The sequence below is a fragment of the Microbacterium sp. AC026 genome (genome assembly GCF_979258475.1).
Window position 1 is genome coordinate 1,171,522 of sequence record NZ_OZ409857.1, and the last position, 15,425, is coordinate 1,186,946.

13 protein-coding genes and 1 pseudogene are annotated in these 15,425 nt (G+C 68.9%); 7 read left to right on the forward strand and 7 right to left on the reverse strand.

Features of this window, described 5'->3' with window-relative positions; all coding sequences use genetic code 11:
• Positions 1–55 precede the first annotated feature (55 nt).
• Genes ACZZ93_RS05960 through ACZZ93_RS05975 form a run of 4 tightly spaced genes read left to right on the forward strand, consistent with a single transcriptional unit; the run spans position 56 to position 4,060 of the window.
• Complete coding sequence (locus tag ACZZ93_RS05960; RefSeq protein ID WP_053095455.1) at positions 56–916, forward strand: ABC transporter permease subunit; 861 nt, start codon at positions 56–58, stop codon at positions 914–916.
• Entirely contained in the window at positions 903–2,675 is a 1,773-nt protein-coding gene (locus tag ACZZ93_RS05965) for a branched-chain amino acid ABC transporter ATP-binding protein/permease (protein WP_463510656.1), read from the forward strand. The genes ACZZ93_RS05960 and ACZZ93_RS05965 overlap by 14 nt, the downstream gene beginning before the upstream one ends.
• Positions 2,672–3,364, forward strand: a complete 693-nt coding sequence (locus ACZZ93_RS05970) for an ABC transporter ATP-binding protein (RefSeq protein ID WP_053095453.1) — start codon at positions 2,672–2,674, stop codon at positions 3,362–3,364. Before ACZZ93_RS05965 ends, ACZZ93_RS05970 begins: the two co-directional genes overlap by 4 nt.
• Before the next feature lie 45 nt (positions 3,365–3,409).
• Positions 3,410–4,060: an HAD-IA family hydrolase gene (locus tag ACZZ93_RS05975; RefSeq protein WP_072590931.1), complete on the forward strand. Its 651-nt coding sequence runs from the start codon at positions 3,410–3,412 to the stop codon at positions 4,058–4,060.
• A 45-nt stretch (positions 4,061–4,105) separates the two neighbouring features.
• Here the strand turns inward: ACZZ93_RS05975 and ACZZ93_RS05980 are convergent, their stop codons facing one another.
• The 4 genes from ACZZ93_RS05980 to ACZZ93_RS05995 form a co-directional block, all read right to left on the reverse strand.
• Positions 4,106–5,035: an HNH endonuclease signature motif containing protein gene (locus ACZZ93_RS05980; RefSeq protein WP_463510657.1), complete on the reverse strand. Its 930-nt coding sequence runs from the start codon at positions 5,033–5,035 to the stop codon at positions 4,106–4,108.
• Entirely contained in the window at positions 4,980–5,549 is a 570-nt protein-coding gene (locus ACZZ93_RS05985; RefSeq protein ID WP_463510658.1) for a hypothetical protein, read from the reverse strand. The genes ACZZ93_RS05980 and ACZZ93_RS05985 overlap by 56 nt, the downstream gene beginning before the upstream one ends.
• A gap of 343 nt (positions 5,550–5,892) precedes the next feature.
• A complete protein-coding gene (locus ACZZ93_RS05990) occupies positions 5,893–6,708 on the reverse strand; it encodes an SDR family NAD(P)-dependent oxidoreductase (protein WP_053095450.1) in 816 nt (271 codons plus the stop codon).
• A gap of 72 nt (positions 6,709–6,780) precedes the next feature.
• Entirely contained in the window at positions 6,781–7,428 is a 648-nt protein-coding gene (locus ACZZ93_RS05995) for an SDR family NAD(P)-dependent oxidoreductase (RefSeq protein ID WP_463510659.1), read from the reverse strand.
• A gap of 341 nt (positions 7,429–7,769) precedes the next feature.
• On the opposite strand from ACZZ93_RS05995, the gene ACZZ93_RS06000 reads away from it, so the two are divergent.
• Genes ACZZ93_RS06000 through ACZZ93_RS06010 form a run of 3 tightly spaced genes read left to right on the forward strand, consistent with a single transcriptional unit; the run spans position 7,770 to position 11,745 of the window.
• Positions 7,770–9,227, forward strand: coding sequence for an APC family permease (locus ACZZ93_RS06000; protein WP_053095448.1), 1,458 nt, complete (start codon positions 7,770–7,772; stop codon positions 9,225–9,227).
• A 33-nt stretch (positions 9,228–9,260) separates the two neighbouring features.
• Positions 9,261–10,100 (forward strand): molybdenum cofactor biosynthesis F family protein, encoded by an 840-nt coding sequence (locus ACZZ93_RS06005; protein ID WP_463510660.1) that lies wholly within the window; start codon positions 9,261–9,263, stop codon positions 10,098–10,100.
• Between the two features lies 1 nt (position 10,101).
• The gene (locus tag ACZZ93_RS06010; protein WP_463506808.1) at positions 10,102–11,745 is read left to right on the forward strand and encodes an amidohydrolase; all 1,644 of its coding nucleotides are present in this window, start codon (positions 10,102–10,104) and stop codon (positions 11,743–11,745) included.
• Positions 11,746–11,927: 182 nt separating this feature from the next.
• Here the strand turns inward: ACZZ93_RS06010 and ACZZ93_RS06015 are convergent.
• The 3 genes and pseudogenes from ACZZ93_RS06015 to ACZZ93_RS06025 all read right to left on the reverse strand — a co-directional run bounded on the left by ACZZ93_RS06015 (position 11,928) and on the right by ACZZ93_RS06025 (position 15,404).
• Positions 11,928–13,390, reverse strand: a pseudogene (locus ACZZ93_RS06015) (GMC family oxidoreductase).
• Positions 13,387–14,832: an aldehyde dehydrogenase family protein gene (locus ACZZ93_RS06020; RefSeq protein ID WP_463510661.1), complete on the reverse strand. Its 1,446-nt coding sequence runs from the start codon at positions 14,830–14,832 to the stop codon at positions 13,387–13,389. Before ACZZ93_RS06020 ends, ACZZ93_RS06015 begins: the two are co-directional and overlap by 4 nt.
• 134 nt (positions 14,833–14,966) lie before the next feature.
• Positions 14,967–15,404 carry an Lrp/AsnC family transcriptional regulator gene (locus ACZZ93_RS06025; RefSeq protein WP_187250130.1) on the reverse strand — a complete coding sequence of 146 codons (438 nt, stop codon included), beginning with the start codon at positions 15,402–15,404 and terminating at the stop codon, positions 14,967–14,969.
• Positions 15,405–15,425: the final 21 nt, after the last annotated feature.

Below are 15,425 nucleotides of genomic sequence, written 5' to 3' on the forward strand. Positions count from 1 at the left end.
GCCGAGCGCATTCTCGGCGGCAGGTCCTCTCCCCTCACACCAGAAAGGACGCCTCATGCTGCAAGGCGCCATCGCCGGTCTCGCCGCCGGCGGTCTCTATGCGGTCCTCGGAGTGTGCCTGACCCTGATGTCGCGCCTCGTGCGGGTCGTCAACTTCGCCCAGGCCGCGACCGGGATGTTCGGTGCCTTCAGCGCCGTGTGGTTCGTCAGCGAACTGGGGGTACCGATCTGGCTCGGCTCCGTGCTCGGCGTCGTCGTCGGCGGGGCGCTCTCCGCCACCATCGGGTGGATCGCCGCGACCTGGCTCTCCGAGGCCTCCACCACCACTCGCTCGGCGATGACCGTCGGTCCGCTTCTCCTGCTCATCTCGATGTCGTTCATCCTGTTCGGCAACAAACCGCAGCCGTTCACCCCGATCATCGCGGGCCCCGCCTTCTCGTTCGGGGGCGTGGTGATCAGTCAGGTCACCGTCGCCACCGTCGCCATGGCGGTCGTCACGGCGGTCGTGGTGCGGATCGTGCTGCGCCGGACGAGAGTGGGCACGCAGCTGCGCGCGCTCTCCGAGCGCCCCACCACCGCCGAGCTGCTCGGCATCCGTTCCCGTCCGCTCTCCATCGCGGTGTGGTTCGTGACCGGTGTGATCAGCGCGATCGCCATCATGATCGTGGCGCCGTCGCAGTCGAACGACGCGACCAGCCTCGCGATGCTCATCGTCCCCGCCGCAGCCGCTGCGCTGCTCGGCGGCTTCCGCCGTCTCGACCTCGCCGTCGTCGGCGGAGTCGTACTGGGCGTTCTGGGAGGGCTCGTCGCGCAGATCGACGAGGTCGCGCTCGTGCGCAACTTCCTCCCGTTCCTGTTCATCGTCGTCCTGCTCCTGTGGACGCAGCGCAAGGAGGTGTGGGATGCCGCTCGCTGACCGTCCCTGGTTCCGTCTGTCCTGGCCCCTCGCCGTCGCCGCCGCCGCGGTCGGACTGGGTGCCATCCTGAGCGCGGCGCTTCCGGGCTACTTCGTGTTCCTCGCGATCAGCGCAGTCGTCGCGGCCATCGCGATCCTGGGACTGGGCATCGTCACGGGCTCCGCCGGCATGATCGCGCTGTGCCAGCTCACGTTCGCCGCCGTGGGCGCCTGGATCGTCTCGCTGCTCAACGTCATGCAGGCGCCGGGCGGCTTCGTCGTCTGGCTTCTCCTCGGCGGTATTGCCGCCGGTCTTGTGGGCATCCTCGTCGGGCTCCCCGCACTGCGGCTGCGCGGCGTCAACCTCGCGGTCGTCACCCTCGGCTTCGCTGCCGCGGCGGATGTCACCCTCGTGCAGATCCAGTTCCCCGGGTCCGCCGACGGCACGGCTGTCGAGCGCCCGACGCTGTTCTCGAACGATCGCGAGTTCTTCTTCCTCTCGGTCGTGGTGCTCGCCGTCTGCGCGCTGGGAGTCTTCTTCCTGCAGCGCGGACGGTGGGGCTCGAGCTGGAAGGCGGTCGCCTTCTCGGAACGCGGCACCGCGGCTGCGGGGCAGAGCGTGCAGAGCGCCAAGCTCACCGCGTTCGCCGTCTCGGCCGCACTGGGAGGCATCGCCGGAGGACTCCTCGCCGGCCAGGTGCAGCTTCCGTTCGCATCGAGCTTCACCCCGCTTCAGTCGCTGGCGCTCTACGTCCTCGCCGTCATGTCGGGGGCCCATCTGATCGACATGGCGATCCTCGGCGGCATCCTCTGGGTGCTCGTGCCCGAGCTGCTGAAGCGCTGGGGCGTGCCGCAGGACTGGGCGTTCGTGGTCTTCGGCGTGCTGGGCGTGCAGGCGCTCACCAGCGGGACCAACCTCGGTCAGGGCATCCGCAATCTCATCTGGAAGCGCGCGGATCGCAGGACCGCCTCGGCGAAGCTGACCGCGCTGCCTCCCGATGCGGATGCCGAGGATCGGGCGATCACGACAACGACCACCGCGACGGTCGATGAGCGCGCGCTCGACGGTGCACCGGTGCTCACTGTCGACGGACTCACGGTGCAGTTCGGTGCTCTCACAGCATTGGACGATGTGTCGTTCCAGGTGCCGGCGGCGTCGATCATGGGCCTGATCGGTCCGAACGGGGCAGGCAAGTCGACGTTCGTGGATGCGATCAGCGGGTTCCTGCCGAAGCACGGCGGTCGAGTACTGCTCGGAGATCGTGATCTCGCCGGCCTGTCTCCGACGCGTCGCGCCCGGCTCGGGCTGCGCAGGACCTTCCAGCAGGACAGGGTCCCGCCGTCGCTCACGGTCGGCGCGTACGTGAGGTTCGTCGCTCGACGTCGACTCGCCGCATCCGACATCGATGAGGTTCTCGAGTTCTTCGGATGCCCGCCGGCCGGTGCGCGCCTGTCGAGCGTCGACGTCGGCACCAGGCGACTCGTCGAGGTCGCGGCGAACGTGGCCTTTCGTCCGCGGCTGCTGATCCTCGACGAGCCCGCGGCCGGCCTGTCGCACGATGAGCACCTGGCTCTCGCCGCGCGTCTGCGCGAGCTGCCGGCCCGGTTCGGCGTGGCATTGATCATCATCGAGCACGACCTCGATCTCGTGCGCTCGGTGTGCCCGACGCTGACTGTGCTCGACTTCGGTCGAGTGCTCGCGAGCGGTCCGCAGGCCGAGGTGCTCGCGAACCCGGAGGTCGTGAAGGCGTACATGGGAGAGACGGAGCTGCTGAAGTGAGCGAACTGGTGCTGGACGGGGTGACGGTCAGCCGGGGCGCGGGGCCGGTGATCTCGGATGTGTCGCTGACCGTGCGCGGTGGCGAGGTGCTGGCGCTCGTCGGACCGAACGGGGCCGGCAAGACCAGTCTGATCGAATCGGTGTCGGGGGTGACCCCGCACTCCGCGGGATCGATGATGCTCGACGGCGAGCCGCTCGACAAGCTGTCCCGGGTGTCGAGAGCGCGGCGCGGCATCGTGCACATCGAGCAGGGGCGAGCGGTGTTCCCATCGCTGACCGTGCGCGAGAACATCTCGCTCACCGCGCGGACGCCTGCGGAACAGGATGCGGCGCTCGCGCAGTTCCCTGAGCTCGAGAAGCGCATCGACTCCCCCACCGCGCTGCTGTCGGGTGGCGAGCAGCAGATGGTGGTGCTGGCACGTGCCTTCGCCGCGAAGCCGCGGATCCTGTTGATCGATGAGATGTCGCTCGGTCTCGCGCCTGTCGTGTTCATGCGGCTCATGCCGATCGTGAAGTCGATCGCCGAGTCGGGCGTCGGGGTACTGCTCGTGGAGCAGTTCACGCAGCTCGCCCTGGGCCTGGCTCGCGAGGCCGTGGTGGTGGCCGGTGGGCGCGTCTCCTTCCAGGGCACCGCCGAGGCGTTGAAGGAGGATTCGCAGCTGCTGCACCGCGCGTACCTCGGTGGGTAGCGCCGTCAGGTCGGGCTTCAGATGCTGCGGCAGTAGCCTGAGGGGATGACCGAGACCATCAGCGCCCGCGCCGTCCTGCTCGACATGGACGGCACTCTCGTCGATTCGACGGCTGTCGTGGAACGGCTCTGGCTGGCGTGGGCCGAGCCCCACGGAATCGCTCCCGAGACTGTCTTGAGCGTCGTGCACGGCCGGCAGGGGCACCAGAGCATGGCGATCATGCTGCCGGAGCGCGACCACGAGATCAACATCCGCGAGAACGCGGTGATGCTCGCGAACGAGAGCAAGGATGTCGATGGCGTCATCCCGATCGAGGGTGCGGATGCCCTGCTCGCCGCACTGCTCCCCTACCCCCACGCGATCGTCACCTCGGCCGACGTGACGCTGATGAACGCGCGGATGGGCCAGGCCGGCCTGACCGTGCCCGCACTGACGGTCACGGCCGAGAACGTGTCGGCCTCCAAGCCCGACCCCGAGGGCTTCCTGCTGGGTGCGGAGCTGCTCGGCGTCGACCCCGCCGACTGCGTGGTGTTCGAGGACTCGGGCGCCGGCATCCAGGCCGCGCATGCTGCGGGGATGCGGGTCATCGGCGTGGGCGCGCACGCGACGTCTCATCAGCCGACCTTCCATGTCGATGACCTCTCCCAGGTGGCCGTGATTCCGACGGCGGACGGTTTCGAGCTCGCGATTCGCTGATGCGGTGATACGCTGATGCGGTCGCATCGGTGACGCTCACCCGCGTCATCCGGTGCGGGCGAGCGTCACGGGGAGTGTGAGTCGGGCCACGCTGAGCCTCGGTGTGCGCCATCGTTCGTCGGGATCCCACCATCTCGGTCCTCGTACCTGCGGGACCCCGTCGTCCATGCGGATCTCCCACCCGGAGGTCCCGAGGGATCGGTGGTGCCACCAGCACAACGGGACCCCGTTGTCGGTATGCGTCGGACCGCCCCTGGCATGCTCGACGACATGGTGGATCTCGCACCAGGATGCAGGGACATGGCACCCGGGGATGAGGCATTCTTTGTCTCGGGCGATGATCGCCCGGCGCTGATGCACGGTGAAGACCCGGTCGGTGGTCGTGACCCCGATGATCCTGCCCTCATCGACCAGCACCCGTTGAATCGTCCCCGCGCATCCGACGTGCGCGGCGACGGAGACCGGGACGTGGGCACCGGATCCCGGGATCGTCGCCCACCCACCGTTGCCGCCCATTCCGCCCACGAGATCCGTCGCGTCAACGTTCACGACCAGGACCGGCGCGGAACCGCCGAGGGTGGGCATGTCCTTATGCCGGGCGGCGATCCCGAACACCATCGCGAGAGCGTCGTGACGCTTCTGCGCCGCGGTGCGGTCATCGAGTACACACCGCGGATCCGAGTTGAACGGATCCGCATCGTCACCGTCCGCACCAGCACCAGCACCAGCACCAGCACCAGCGCCCTCGCTCGGGGCGAAGTGCACTCCGGGCATGGGCGGGCCGTCACCTTTGGGGTTGAGGATCGCGTCCAGGATCAGCTGCAGCTGCGCCGCGACGTCTGGGGTCAGATACCCGCGGATCGCGTGCACGCCGTCCGTGAGACGACCGATCGTGATGCCCCGCCGGCGCCGGGAGTCCTCATCCTTCGGTTCCTCCCCATCGGGGGTCGAACATCGACGCGAGATCCTCGGCAAGAGCCTTCAAGTCCTGAGCGGTCGGCGCCGGCCCCGGCTCATCAGCCTCCAGGCCCTCACCATCAGCGTCGACCACGACGCCGTGGCCGCGAGCACACCCCGCCAACGCGACATCCGCCGCCAACCGCTGATCCACCGTCAGCCGATCCCACACCTTCTCGATCGGCCCCGTCGCCGCGAGAAACCCGGCCACACCGACCACCCCGTCCAGCAACGCGAGACGCATCTCCGACCACCGGGCCGGCATCCTCTCCCCCGCCAGACTCACCGGTCGCCGCACCAGATCGACGACCCTGTCGACCCGGGACGCGCCCCGCACATCCACCGACACCGTCCGCTGCAACAGCTCATTCAGGCCACGGCACCCCGCCGAATGCGGAAAGTCGGCGGCGTCGCCCGTCGCGATCGTCTCGACGATCACGGCCTCCGCGCGGCGGAAGACAGCCCCCGCACCCTGCAGAACAGTCACCCGATCCGCATCCGACAACCCCGCCAGCGCGTCATCGGACAGCACCGTGTCGAGGTCGGCGATGACCCGATCCAGAAGCTCCGCAGTGCTGTTCATACCCCCAGTCAACCCGGGGCCACCGACATTCGAGACCCGATACCACCAAGAATTACCCCAGATCAGATCCGTATTCCAATCTCCCGGAATGGCACAGCGAGAGCGCCCAGATCGCGCGCGAGATGCGGGGAAACCCCAAGAGGCGCGACCGACAGGAGGAAGCGGGGAAGAGGCGAAAGACGGGATACGTGAGAACGGAGAACACAGCGGCGTCATCGGAGCGCTAACGACCGAACGGGAACGAGAGCGCCCATGCCGGGAACGACCGACCATGCACCCGAGCGACCGCCTCCTACATCCCCGCCCGGTCGAAGGCGATCGTCGGCACATCAACGACGTGTGACCCGCCATCCGCCACGATCACGGCACCGGTGACGTACGACGACTCCCCCGATCCCAGGAACCGCACGACCGACGCGATCTCCGCCGGCCGAGCCGGGCGCCGCAGCGGCACATCCGCCGTGACGGTCGCATACGCCTCTTCCCGCGAGCCCAGCCCGGCATGGGTGGCGAACTCGTCCATCTCGTCGTCGGCCATCGGCGTCTGCACCCACCCTGGGCACACCGCGTTGACGCGCACACCCTGCCTTCCGTAGTCGCGGGCGAGGGTCCGCGTCAGCCCGATCAGCGCGTGCTTGCCCACGGTGTATCCCGCCACCGACGGACCCGCGAAGAGACCTGCGAGAGACGACACGATCACGATCTGTCCTTTCGCCTCGATCAGCGCAGGCAACGCCTCTCGCGCCATGACGAACGCCGTGGTGAGGTTCGCCCGGATCGCCGCATCCCAGCTGTCGTCGTCGGTGTCGGCGACCGGCGAGAAGCCGTGTCCGCCGGCATTCGCCACCAGCACGTCGAGGCGCCCGAACGTCGCGAGCACCTCCGCCACCGCTGCCTGCGCCGATGCGGTGTCCGCGGCATCCGCGATGATCGGATGCGCGCCGACGGCGTCGGCCACGGCGCGCAGCGGCTCGGGCCGACGCCCCACGACCACGACGTGCGCACCTTCAGCGGCATACCGTTCGGCGATCGCCGCCCCGATGCCGGTACCTCCGCCGGTGATCACGATGACCCGCCCGGAGACCGTCGATCCCACTGCACTACCCATGTTCGCTCCTGTTCTCGCCGCGCTCACGCGCTCTCGCCGCGCTCATGCGCAGGTCCGTCGTCCCCGAGACCATCAGGCCGGGAATCCTGATCGGGCCGAGTACCCGAAATCACTGAGGATGGTCGTGCCGTTGATCGCTCTGCTGCGCGGCGACACGAGATACAGCACGTGTGAAGCGACGTCCTCGGGCGTCTGCACCTCGAAAGCCGGGGAGACGAACGCATACTCCCCGAGGTCTCCACGGCTCATCGGGGTGTCGACGATCGACGGCGCCACCGTGTTCACCCGGACATCAGAGCCGGCGAGATCCACCGACAACGATCGCCCCAGCTGCACGAGCGCGGCCTTCGATGCGCAATAGGGCGCCATGCCGGGTGACGACACGAACGCCGAGTCGCTCGCGAGCAGCACGACGGATGCCGAAGGCGACGCCCGCAACGCGGGAAGGACCTGCGCGAGAACCAGGAACGCCCCCGTGACATTGACCGCGAACACGGCGTTCCAGTCGTGAAGCGAGATCTGCTCGATCGTCGATCCGACCGGACCCGAGATCCCCGCGCAGCACACGACCGCATCCACCCCGCCGAGCTCCTCGACGGACGTGGAGACCGCCAGCGCGACCTGTGTCTCGTCGGTGACATCGACCACCCGGACCACAGCGTCACCGCATCCGCGTGCCGTCTCTGCGAGCGCAACGGCATCCCGATCGAGGAGCGCCACGCGCACCCCTCCGCGGCGAGCGCGCGGGCGGTCGCGCGGCCGATACCGCTCGCGGCGCCGGTGATCAGCGCGGTCGTGCCCGTCAGCTGCAGGTCCATGATCTCCTCGAGACATCGCCGCGGCGCCGGCGGCGCTCCGCGAGGACGGCGGTGTCATCACCGTCATCCTGCTCCGCCGGATCCGGGCCGGGAACACGACCAGGACGGCTGTGCGCGCTGGCACCATCGTCCTTCGCTCAGGGTCAACCGCAGCGCTCCCGGCACGAGCAGACTCGCTGTATCGACGAACCCCTCGTCGTCGATGCCGTGCCGACACGGCCGTCACCGAGCAAAGGAGCCGACGTGGCAGACCCGATATCTGCGTCCACGACGCAGCAGGACCACACCTCTCTTCGACCCGGCGCGCTGGGCGTCGCCGGGATCGTCTTCCTCGTGCTCGCCGCCGTCGCACCACTGACCGGCATCGTCGTCGTCGCCTCGCTGGCGATCGCCCTCGGAAACGGCGGCGGCACGCCGATGGCCTTCTTCATCGTGGCCGCGATCCTGCTGCTGTTCGCCGTGGGATACGCGCAGATGTCGAAGCAGCTGGTCAACGCCGGCGGCTTCTACGCCTTCGTCGTGAAGGGCCTCGGTCGCACGGGCGGTCTGGTCGCCGGCCTCATCGCCACGCTCGGCTACAACTTCTTCGTCGTCGGCACGATCGGCACCAGCGGCTTCTTCATGCAGAACATCATCCGCGACCTCACCGGCCTCGACGTGCACTGGCTCATCTGGGGTCTGCTGTCGATCGTCGTGTGCTTCGTGCTCGCACGGGTCGGGGTGGACTTCTCGTCGAAGATCCTCGGTGTGTGCCTCGTGCTCGAGGTGCTGATGCTCGTGGTGTTCGACGTGTCGGTGCTCGTGCAGACCGGATACGACGTGGCCGCGTTCAGCCCGGAAGCCGTGTTCTCGGGGTCGCTGCCGATCGGCCTCCTCCTGGCCGCGACGGGCTTCCTCGGCTTCGAGGCGACCGCCCTGTTCAGCGAAGAGGCGAAGCAGCCGCTGCGCACGATCCCGCGGGCGACGTACACCTCGATCATCGCGATCGGCGTGATCCTCGGCGTCACCACCTGGGCGGTGGTGAGCGCGACCGGCGTCGCGCAGGCGCAGGCAACCGCTCTCGAGCACCTGCCGACGGGCGACCTGATCTTCATGCTGTCGCAGCAGTACCTCGGGGGCCCGCTGACGACCGTGATGATGATCCTGCTGCTGGTCAGTCTGTTCGCGGCGATGCTCGCGTTCCACAACTCCGCGACGCGCTATCTCTACTCCCTCGGGCGCTCGCGGATCCTGCCGCACGCTCTGGCCCGCACGCGCCGCAACGGCGCCCCGCAGCTGGCCGGGATCGTGCAGGCATCGTTCGCGGCGATCGTGGCGATCATCTTCGCGATCGCCGGTGCCGACCCCATCCTCACGCTCGTGCCGGCGATGCTCGGCTTCGGCACCCTGAGCGTGCTGATCCTGCAGGGGCTCGCCGCGATCTCGATCGTCGTGTACTTCCGCCGTGCCGGCGATCCACGATGGTGGAGCACGTTCATCGCACCCGGAATCGGATTCCTCGGCATCGCCGCGATCTCGGTGCTGGCGATCGTGAACTTCAACATCGTCGCCGGATCCGAGGAGCTCGCCATCCGTCTCATGCCGCTGCTGCTCGTGGTGGCGCTGATCGGCGGCATCGTCTACGGCGCGTATCTCAAGCGCTCCCGGCCCGCCGTGTACGAGGGCCTCGCATCCGACCTCGAGCGCTTCAGCGACCGCTGACGCTCCCGCAACCCCACTCACCTGAGGAGAGACATGACGACCCTGAACCCCGCAGACACCTCCACCTGGCTCCCGCTCGAGGGCCTGGCTCCCGGCTTCGACGCGAACAAGGCTCCGCACACGACAGCGTTGAGCGGCCGGGAGATCACCGTCGTGGACGTCCGGGGAACCCGCATCTCGCACCGGTTCGCCGACACCACGGTCGCGTGGGACTACCGGCCCGGTGCCGACGACACGACAGCACCCGCCTCCGACACCGACGACTACGAGGCGTTCGAGGTCGACGACGACCTGTACTTCGTGCAGTTCCATCACAACTACCTGCCGAACGAAGCAGTGTCTCTGATAGTCGACCTGCGCCACGGCCGCGCCCTCGCCGTCATCTCGGTGATCCTGCCCGCGCCCGAGCAGGGACGCACCCGCGTGCAGCACGTCTTCGCGCCGAGCATCATCGACGGAGCGACCGTGACGGGTGCAGAGCCGGCGCCGACGACGACGCTCATCGGTCGCCGGGTCGAGTGGATCTACAGCGAGGAGCACGCCTACGAGCACGTGTACCTCTCGGAGCGCTGGTACTCATGGCAGTGCCTCGCCGGCCCCGAGCGCGGCCTCGCAGACACCGACGAGAACAGCGTGTGGGAGGTGCGCCCCGGGATCTACGTCTTCGCGTGGCGCGAGAAGGTCATCCCCTGCGCATCGGTCACGATCGCCGACCATCGGGACGTGAACGCGATCCGCTCGCACGGGGTTCTCTTCGGGCTCGACGAGTCGGGTGAGGTGCCCACGCACTTCACGTTCGGCGCTCACGGCCGACTGCTCTCGACGACCCATCACGCGAACGGCCTCGAGCCGGCGCTCTTCGGAACCCTCTGAGATGACGACGGCCGAGCTCATCGTGACGGGCTCGGTGATCCGCACGGCGGATCACCGAGCACCGATCGTCGAGGCATTCGCGGTGCGCGACGGGCGGATCCTCGACGTCGGCACGCGGGCCGAGATGGACGCGCACCGCGGACCGGACACGAGGATGCTGGATGTCGGCGATGCCGCGGTCTACCCCGGCTTCGTCGACGTGCACAACCACCACGCTCTCGCCGGGCGCACCGAGCTGTTCGAGCTCTCGCTGCCGCCCTCGCTGGGCCTCGACGACATCCTCGACCTGGTGCGCGAGAAGGCCAGCGCGCTGCCGCCCGACGCGTGGATCGTGGGCGGCCCGGTGTCGACAACTCTGCTGCCCGGCCTCGCGAACAGCGCGATCAGGCAGCGTCTCGATGAGGCGGCCGGCGGTCGCCCCGTCGTCCTGGTCGAGGACTCGAGGCACAACAGGTGGGCGAGCACGCGGGCGCTGCAGCTCGCCGGGATCACCGCCGACAGCATCCCCTCCGGTGGAGTCACCGTGCTCGATCCCGATGACGGCACGCCGACCGGGGTGCTGTTCGAGGCAGCGGGAATCCCGGTGCAGGAGGCCTACGATCGCAGCGGTGGGCTGACGGGCGAGCAGCACGTGGCCGCGTCGCGCCGCGGCGTCGAGATCCTCAACTCCTACGGCATCACGACCTTCCAGGATGCCGGAGTGTCGACCGACATCCTCGCCGCCCTCGCGACCCTCGACCGGTCGCACGAGCTCACCGCCTGGGTCGTCTCGTCGCTGCTGATCAACGATGAGATCTTCGGGTTCGATCCGATCGGCACCCCGCTCATCGACCTCGGTGAGCAGTTCCGCACCCCGCACCACCGGCCCGACTTCGTGAAGATCTTCCTCGACGGAGTACCACCCGCGCGCACGGCGTCGTTCCTCGAGCCGTATATCGCGGATGCCGTGCACGGTGCGCACTTCCACGGCGAGACGACGATGGACTTCGACGAGCTGCACACCTGGCTGCGGTCGGTGGCCGAGCGCGGACTCGGCGCCAAGGTGCACTGCACGGGAGACGGATCGGCGCGTCTCGTGCTCGACGTCGCCGAGCGCATCCGGTCCGACGGCTTCACCACCCCGATCCAGATCGCGCACGGCCAGTTCCTCGCCGACGACGACATCCCGCGCTTGCGAGCCCTCGACGTCTCGGCCGACATCTCGCCGTTCATCTGGTTCCCGGGTGTGATCCCGCAGGCGCTGGCCGAGGTCCTCGGCGACCGCGCCGAGCATTCGCAGCCCAACCGTGCCCTGCTCGACGCTGGCGCGCTCGTCGCCGGCGGCTCGGACTGGCCGGTGAGCGAATCGCCGAACACCCTCGAGGGGCTGCAGGGTCTCGTCACGCGCGCCGATCCTCTCGGCCGAGCGCCCGGCGTCCTCTGGCCCGAGCAGGCGATCACGGCGGAGGAGGCCTTGCAGGTCTTCACGATCAATGCCGCGACCGCGATGGGCCTCGGCGCGGAGACCGGATCGCTGACGCCGGGCAAGTCCGCGGACTTCGTCGTGCTCGCCCGGGATGCGATCGCCGGCCCGGCCGACGAGATCGTGCACACTCCCGTGCGGTCGACGTGGTTCGCCGGTCGCGAGGTGTACTCCGCGGGCTGATCACGTCGCATGCCGTGCGCGTCATTTCCCTGCGGGGTCGATGACGCACCGCTCAGCAGCGATTCGGATGCGTTGGTGACCCCGCATGCGGGACGACACGCAGGTTCGACCTCGCACGCCGGATGAGACGCTGATGCCCCCTTCCACCTACTCGGCAGGAGGGGGCATCGCGAGCGTCGACGTCAGCGTCCGAGCAGGAACCTCGCCCCCAGCTCGCCGATCATCGCCGCGGGGGCGTTGGTGTTGCCCGTCGGAACGGTGGGGATCACCGACGCGTCGATCACGCTCAGCCCCTCGAGACCGCGCACCCGCAGCAGCGGGTCGACCACCGCCTCGGCATCCGATCCCATCCGGCAGGTGCCGACCTGGTGGTGGTAGGTGATGGCCGTGCGGCGCACCCAGTCGTCGATCCCGTCGTCCGACACGTCGGGGCCGGGGTACACCTCGGTCGCTCCCCATTCCTCGGCGAGCGCCGGCTGCGCGCCGATCCGGCGGCACTGACGAACCGATGCCGCGAGCGCTGCCACGTCCCTGTCGTCTTCGAGCGCGGCGAGGTCGATCAGAGGCGGGTCCGCGAGATCCGGACCGGACAGGGTGAGCCCACCGCGGCTGTACGGCGTCACGAGACCGGCCATGAGGGTGAATCCGTCATCCCCTCGAGGTTCGAGATCGCCCCACATCGGCACCGAGAAGTGGATGGGCTGAGTGTCGGGCTCGGCGAGGTCGTCGCGGCTGCGCCAGAACAGGTGCGACTGCGTGACCGAGACGCCCGGCTGCGGCGGTCCGACCGGCCTCTCGGTCGTGAAGATGACCGGTGAGAGCAGATGGTCGTGCAGGTTCTTGCCGACGCCCGGTGCATCCAGCACGACGGGGATGCCGAGCGCGGCGAGCTCGTCGGCGGGGCCGATGCCCGAGCGCAGGAGGATCACGGGTGATCCGATCGCACCGGCCGACAGCACGACCTCGTCGGCGAAGACCTCCTCGGAGTCGGCGCCCGAGCCGAGTCGGACTCCGACGGCGCGGCCCTCCTCGACGATCACCGAATGCACCTCGCGCTCGGTGAGGATCGTGAGCCTGTCGACGACCGGCTGCGCGTAGGCCATCCACGTGTTCACCCGCCGGCCGTCGCGGATCGTCACCTGCTGCTGCGAGACGCCGTCGAGGGTGCCGCCGTTGTAGTCCGGGTTGCGGGGCAGCCCCTCTTCGACGGCTGCGTCGATGATCGAGGCCTGGATCGGCGAGAGCTCGTAGTCGTCGGTGACGGGCAGCACATCGTGCTCGAGCGCGGCGAAGACGGGTTCGACCGTGTTCCAGCCCCACCCCGTCGCGCCCGCGCGTTCCCAGGCGTCGTAGTCGGAGGCGGCGCCGCGCACCCAGATCATGGCGTTGAGCGCATGCGAGCCTCCGGTGACCTTCCCGCGCGGCAGGTGCAGTCGGCGTCCGCCGGCGTGCTTCTGCGGAACGGTGAAGAAGTCCCAGTCGTCGGCGGAGTGCCACAGCTCCCCGCCCTCGACGGGTCGTGGATCGCCGGATTCGCGTCGTATCCTCCGGCTTCGATCAGCGTCACCTCGACGCCGGCGTCCACCAGGCGTCGCGCGACGATCGCGCCCGAGGTCCCGGCCCCGACGACGATCGCGGACCTCATGCCTGCGCCTTGCGGCCCGGCCCCGACACGACCTGCGTCACGGCGACGGACTTGAGCCCCTCGACACCGAACTCCAGGCCGTAGCCCGAGCTCTTCACGCCGCCGAACGGCACCATCGGGTGCAGCCCTCCGTGCGAGTTGATCCACACCGTGCCGGACTCCATGCGCGTCGCCGCCTCGCGGGCGGCGTCCGGATCGCTCGACCACACCGATGCGCCGAGACCGACGTCGACCGAGTTGGCGAACGCGAACGCCTCGTCGACGTCGCTGTACCGGATCACCGGCAGCGCCGGGCCGAACTGCTCCTCCTGCACGAGGGCCGCGTCGTTGTCGATGTCGGCGACGATCGTGGGGCGATAGAAGAGCTCGCCGAGCTCAGGAGCCGCCTCGCCACCCGTGACGACACGGGCGCCGCGACCCTTCGCCTCGTCGACCAGGCGCGACACGATGTCGAACTGGGCGCGATTCTGCAGCGGACCCAGCACGTTGTCCTCATCGAGCCCGTTGCCCATCGGGACGGATGCCGCGATCTCGGCGAGCGCGGTGACGACCTCGTCGTAGACGGAGTCGTGCACGTAGAGGCGCTTCATCGCGGCGCAGGTCTGACCGGTGTTGATGAAGGCGCCCCAGAAGAGGTCCAGCGCGATCGCCGACACATCGGTGCCCGGCAGCACGATGCCGGCGTCGTTCCCGCCGAGCTCGAGGGTGAGGCGGGCGAGGTTGCCTGCCGAGCTCTCGATGATGCGTCGCCCGGTGGCGGTGGATCCGGTGAACATGATCTTGTCGATGTCGGGGTGCGAGGCGAGGCGCGCACCCACCTCGCGATCGCCGGAGACACCGATCAGAACGTCGGCGGGCAGCACGTCGTTCATCACCGCCAGCATCGCGAGGACGCTCAGGGGCGTGTACTCGCTCGGCTTCGCGACGACGGTGTTGCCCATGCGCAGCGACGGACCGATCTGCCAGATAGTGATCATGAGCGGCCAGTTCCACGGACCGATCGCGCCGACCACTCCGGCGGCCTTGTAGACGAGCTCGGCGTGCAGGGTCTCGTCGTCGACGAGCACCTGCGACTCGAGCGGGATCGACGCATTGGTGCGCAGCCAGGCCGAGCACGCATCCAGTTCGAAGCGCGCGTTGGGGCCGTTCAACGGCTTGCCCTGCTCGCGCGAAAGCAGGTGCGCGAGCGCCTCGGCGTTCGCGTCGATCGCATCGGCCGCAGCGATCAGCAGCTCGCTGCGCTTCGCGTGGCCGAGGGACTCCCAGCCGGGCTGAGCGGCTCGCGCTCGCGCGATCGCATCGTCGAGGTCGCTGACCGAGTGCTCGGGCGCACGACCCATGACCTCGCGTGTGGCGGCATCCGGGATGTCTCGCCCCGCGCCCTCCGGCGCCTGGATGCGGTCGAGCAGCGCGGCGGCTGCGGATGCGGCGGATTCGGACATCGGGACTCTCCTTCGAGCGGGACGCATGCCAAGGATCTGGCGGGTCGTCTCATTGTCGAACGCGATGCGACAGCCCACTTGTCGCGGAGCGCGCCGCAGATGTCCGAGTGCGAAGGGATGACCTCCCCACCCGCTCAGATCAGGGTGAAGTCCTCGAAGATGAGGGTCGTGCGTGTGGAGCGGATCGAGGGGATCGCCTGGATGTCCTCCAAGACGATGCGGCGGAGGTCGCGCGCGTCACTCGCCCGCACGAGCAGGATGACGTCGAAGTCACCGCCGACGAGCGCCATGTGCTCGATCTCGGGAATCATCCGCAGCCTGGCGCTGACCTCCTGCCAGGTGGCCTGCTCGATGGCGAGTGTCACGTAGGCGCTCGCATGATGGCCGAGCAGCACGGGGTCGGTGCGCACCGAGTAGCCGGTGATGATGCCCGCATCGGTCAGCCGCTTGATCCGTGCGTGAGCGCCCGCTCTCGAGATGTGCACGGCCTCGGCGATGGCGGTCATCGACGCCCGGGCGTCGATCCGCAGCTGCTCGAGAATCGCGTGATCGGTGTCGTCCAGCGTGATCATGGAACCCCTTCGTCCTCTGCC

Bases quoted from the DNA above. Each gene is read 5' to 3' on its own strand.
- ACZZ93_RS05960 (WP_053095455.1), top strand. From the start codon at position 56: ATGCTGCAAGGCGCCATCGCCGGTCTCGCCGCCGGCGGTCTCTATGCG.
- ACZZ93_RS05990 (WP_053095450.1), bottom strand. From the start codon at position 6,708: ATGGGTAGTGCAGTGGGATCGACGGTCTCCGGGCGGGTCATCGTGATC.
- ACZZ93_RS06025 (WP_187250130.1), bottom strand. From the start codon at position 15,404: ATGATCACGCTGGACGACACCGATCACGCGATTCTCGAGCAGCTGCGG.
- ACZZ93_RS05965 (WP_463510656.1), top strand. From the start codon at position 903: ATGCCGCTCGCTGACCGTCCCTGGTTCCGTCTGTCCTGGCCCCTCGCC.
- ACZZ93_RS06020 (WP_463510661.1), bottom strand. From the start codon at position 14,832: ATGTCCGAATCCGCCGCATCCGCAGCCGCCGCGCTGCTCGACCGCATC.
- ACZZ93_RS06010 (WP_463506808.1), top strand. From the start codon at position 10,102: ATGACGACGGCCGAGCTCATCGTGACGGGCTCGGTGATCCGCACGGCG.
- ACZZ93_RS06005 (WP_463510660.1), top strand. From the start codon at position 9,261: ATGACGACCCTGAACCCCGCAGACACCTCCACCTGGCTCCCGCTCGAG.
- ACZZ93_RS05975 (WP_072590931.1), top strand. From the start codon at position 3,410: ATGACCGAGACCATCAGCGCCCGCGCCGTCCTGCTCGACATGGACGGC.